This window comes from Sulfuricurvum sp. RIFOXYD12_FULL_44_77, assembly GCF_001830725.1.
Taxonomy (GTDB): domain Bacteria; phylum Campylobacterota; class Campylobacteria; order Campylobacterales; family Sulfurimonadaceae; genus Sulfuricurvum; species Sulfuricurvum kujiense_A.
This window is the reverse complement of record NZ_MIBU01000246.1, coordinates 1-3,964: the sequence shown is the minus strand read 5'-3', so window position 1 is coordinate 3,964 and position 3,964 is coordinate 1. Positions and strand designations below refer to the sequence as shown.

Below are 3,964 nucleotides of genomic sequence, written 5' to 3'. Positions count from 1 at the left end.
ACTTAAATCCCACAATTGTATCAAACTCCGCCCACGTTGCATCATACGCCTCGCGGGTGCGAATATCATAACCCGCCGTAAACATATGGCAGGTATCGATACAGACACCGACCCGTGATTTGTCCTCTATCCGCTCTATAATGGCACTTAAATGCTCAAATCTCCATCCCAAATTCGATCCCTGACCCGCCGTATTTTCGATTACCAATGTGACACCTTCGGTAACACTCAGCGTTTCATTCATGCTCGAAGCAATACGATCGATGCACTCTTCTTCGCTAATTTGTTTTAAATGGCTCCCCGGATGGAAGTTCAAACGATCCAAACCTAACTGACTGCACCGTTGTACTTCATCGATAAATGCTTCAAGCGATTTTTGCCGTTTATCCTCTTCGGGATGACCGAGATTAATCAGATACGAATCGTGCGGCAAAACGTGTTTCGGGAGAATCCCGCTTTTCGCGAGGTTTGCTTTAAACAGAGCTATCGTCTCATCATCTAGGGGCTTTGCCGCCCACTGTTTTTGGTTTTTGGTAAAAAGGGCAAACGCTTTGGCACCGATTTTCATCGCGTTGAGTGGAGCGTTAAAAACACCGCCCGAAGCGGAGACGTGAGCTCCGACAAATTTAGACATGATTAGTTTCCTTTTAAAATTGATAAAATTGCACGATTATTATTGAGCATCGCTTTTTGAATTGCATCAGTACATATCTTCTGATTGTTGCATAATCCATAATTTACTAATAATTTCATTCCGTCTATTTCATTCGTTGCCGCATAGTATTGAGCAAGCTTTGATAAACCACGTAGATCCATATCAGTGATTTTTTTTGTCTGAAAAATAAGCGCCAAATATGCCATATTTCTTGAATGTATCGTTCTATAGGTTTGACTTTGAACAATAGATATGACTTCGGATGACAAAGGAGTAGAATATATTGCTTTTATATTCGGAAAATTTTTATTCAATTCCAATACATAACTTCCAGCAATTAAACCTAATAAATCATGCTTATCATCAGTAAATTTATCATCTTTTATATTGGCACCATTCTGAATCAGTACTTTAAAAGTTTCAAAATTATCTGATGAATAGCTCAATAAAAGTGGGGAATTACTTGATTCGCCCTTTACATTATAAAAATTAACATTTGCACCATGTTCAATTAAATACTTAGCTAATTCATCCCCTTTGGACAGATGACTATTTGATGCGATCATCTGAAGCAAACTCATATTCTTAAAATATGAAATTTCATAGTTCAATTCAGGCTGATATTCTAAAAGAAATTTCATCGTCTCAATTTGAATCACATCTCCGAACAATGCAGCATCTATTGCTCTTGCACCATCTTTATCCGTTTTATCAATAAGACTTCGATCCTGATCTAAATAGTATTTAGCCTCAGCAATATCTCCATCTTGAACTGCTTTAAGGAAATAATCCATCAACAGATTAGCCGCGTCTTTATCTCCCTTGGCGACATCTTCTTTGATTCCGGTATAAAACGCCTGATAATTACCGGAATCTGCTAACTGCTTCGCGGACGAGTAATCCTTATGCATTAACTGTTTTGTTGCCATCAAAATACCGAAAATCAATACAATACCGATGAACACTTTTTTCATAATATCTCTTTTATATCAGCTTTTATCTTGCCATTTGAAAATTTCCAAAATCCGAATCGTCTGTTCGTCTTTTATCTCATAAACGATGGTATATCCGCTATAAATGAGATCACGGACATTCTCATCCTCCGCATACAACGATACTCTTCCCATCATCGGCTGAGTCTTTAAAAGCTCAAACTTTGCATCCATATCGTGTTGAAAATCGAGTGCGGCGGAACGTTTATCGAGGGCAATAAAACGGAGAATATTTTGAAGTTGGATAGTAAACTTTCGGTTGCGGACAATCCGAATTACACACTCTTCCAAAAGGCTTCCATATCGCTTTTGTATTCCTCTTCAGAAAGAGTATCATCGGACTTTCGCGCGCTTTCTACCCGTGCACGGGCGTCATCCATCGATGATACGATAAACGAAGGTTTTTTTTCTAAATGAGCAACTGCTTTTTCAAGGAACTGCACGATGGACTCTGATGAATGGTGAAAGAAATTTTCGACCGCAGGATTGTTAATTTGCACACTTAACATTAATCCCTCCTTCTGTCATAATTCTCAATATTATATCATAAACGTCGAATTCTCTCCGCCGCCTCTTCAAGTACATCGAGCGGTTTAGAGTAGCAAAAGCGGACCATATTTTTCCCCGCATCGTCGTGATAAAATGCCCGTCCCGGAACCGATGCAACTCCTGTTTTTTCCAGTATCGCCATCGCTTTTTCAAAATCATCATTTCCCGCCACACGGCTTACGTCCGTCATGACGTAATACGCTCCCATTGGAATACTCGGGTTCAATCCCGCATCGCGTAATGCATCACAAAAAAGATCGCGCTTATGCTCGTGGATTCGGGCAAGCTCTGTGTAATAGTTATCTCCCAGAGTCTCCAATCCGACCGCCGCACCGATCTGTAACGGTGCGGGGGCACAGACGTAGATGAGATCGTTGAGCTGTGCCATTGCTTCGATAACGCTCACGGGAGCGATCGCATACCCAAGCCGCCATCCGGTGATACTGAATGCTTTGGAAAAGCCTGAAAGGACAACGCATCTCTCTTTTAAACTCGGAACACTGAGTGCCGTGATATGCACCGCATCGCCGTACAAAAAGTGCTCATACATCTCATCGGCAAACACGATCAAATCGTGTTTTTCGGCAAAATGCCCGATTGCTTCGAGTTCGTCACGGGTATAGACTTTACCGCTCGGGTTGGCGGGGTTACAGATCACCATCGCTCTCGTTTTAGAGGTAACTACCGCTTCGAGTGCATCCATATCCAGTTTCCACTCAGGAGCTTCGAGACGGACATAGGTCGGAACAGCTCCAAGTGAGGTGAGAGTGGAGCGGTGATAGCCGTAATAGGGTTCGAACAATATCACCTCATCAAGAGGATTCAAGAGCGCCATACACGCCGTATAAAATGCCCCCGTCGCCCCATCCGAAACTAAAACCTGTTCAGGAACTATGTCAACCTCATAAAATCGTTTCATCTTATCGGCTATCGCTTGACGCAAGCGGGGCAATCCCTCGGTAGGAGTGTAGATGTTAATCCCCTCATTCATCGCCCCATACGCCCCCTCGATCACGGCGCGGGGAACTTCGAGATCACAGACCCCCTGCGCCATATTGATTCCGTTCATTACGTTACACGCTCTCGTCATAGAACGGATATGGGATTGTTCGATTGTGCCGCTACGTTGACTCAGTTTCATAAAAATATCTCCGTTATTAAAAACGAGATTATAACTTATCGCGCAAAATCTTGACGAGTATTGCCAGTAAAACGACTCCTGAACCTATCAAAAAGAGCGCTCCTATTTTCCAAAGCACGGTATTCGCTAATCCTATCGCAATCGCGATGGCAACCAATCCGCTCACACCCAATCCCCATTGGATATTAGCCCATCGCGCAGGGAGAAGCTGATGAAGCATCGGCACTTCTCTCTCATCGAGATAGGGAGCATAGCGCTCAAACCACACCAAAAAAGGGACAATTTTATACAGATGCGCCGTGATCAAAAATCCTAAAAATCCGGCCGTCAAAAACCAAAAAGAGAGCAATATCGCTTTTTCGCTTCCTACTATAATCCCGTAAATGCCTAACCCCATCGACACATTCAGTGCAATAAACGCTACCGCGGCGGAGCGTTCCCAAATATCGCTATAGCCACGTTTTTTCGAGGTAAAGATCCGATACACCTGCACCATATAATAGATGACAGACCCTATCCCAAAGAGTAAAGCAACCTTTTCTAGCCACACTATCTGTAATGCCGACGCAACGATCATCACACTCACCGAAACGACCATTGTATAAAAGCTGATCGTATGATCTCTAT

Annotated in this window: 5 protein-coding genes and 1 pseudogene; all 6 read right to left on the bottom strand. The window is 42.8% G+C overall.

Annotated features, from left to right (window positions below; all coding sequences use genetic code 11):
• Window positions 1-634: deoxyribonuclease IV (gene nfo, locus A2517_RS08800; protein WP_294896170.1), on the bottom strand; the 634-nt coding region annotated here is incomplete at its 3' end.
• 2 nt (window positions 635-636) lie between these two features.
• Window positions 637-1,629, bottom strand: coding sequence for an ankyrin repeat domain-containing protein (locus A2517_RS08795; RefSeq protein ID WP_294896168.1), 993 nt, complete (start codon window positions 1,627-1,629; stop codon window positions 637-639).
• 15 nt (window positions 1,630-1,644) lie between these two features.
• A complete protein-coding gene (locus tag A2517_RS08790; protein WP_294896166.1) occupies window positions 1,645-1,938 on the bottom strand; it encodes a type II toxin-antitoxin system RelE/ParE family toxin in 294 nt (97 codons plus the stop codon).
• The gene (locus tag A2517_RS08785; protein ID WP_294896164.1) at window positions 1,923-2,156 is read right to left on the bottom strand and encodes a hypothetical protein; all 234 of its coding nucleotides are present in this window, start codon (window positions 2,154-2,156) and stop codon (window positions 1,923-1,925) included. The genes A2517_RS08790 and A2517_RS08785 overlap by 16 nt, the downstream gene beginning before the upstream one ends.
• Before the next feature lie 35 nt (window positions 2,157-2,191).
• A complete protein-coding gene (locus A2517_RS08780; protein ID WP_294896162.1) occupies window positions 2,192-3,337 on the bottom strand; it encodes an aminotransferase class I/II-fold pyridoxal phosphate-dependent enzyme in 1,146 nt (381 codons plus the stop codon).
• Between the two features lie 28 nt (window positions 3,338-3,365).
• A pseudogene (locus A2517_RS08775) lies at window positions 3,366-3,964 on the bottom strand (hypothetical protein); the annotation flags it as partial.

Bases quoted from the DNA above. Each gene is read 5' to 3' on its own strand.
- A2517_RS08795 (WP_294896168.1), bottom strand. From the start codon at position 1,629: ATGAAAAAAGTGTTCATCGGTATTGTATTGATTTTCGGTATTTTGATG.
- A2517_RS08785 (WP_294896164.1), bottom strand. From the start codon at position 2,156: ATGTTAAGTGTGCAAATTAACAATCCTGCGGTCGAAAATTTCTTTCAC.
- A2517_RS08780 (WP_294896162.1), bottom strand. From the start codon at position 3,337: ATGAAACTGAGTCAACGTAGCGGCACAATCGAACAATCCCATATCCGT.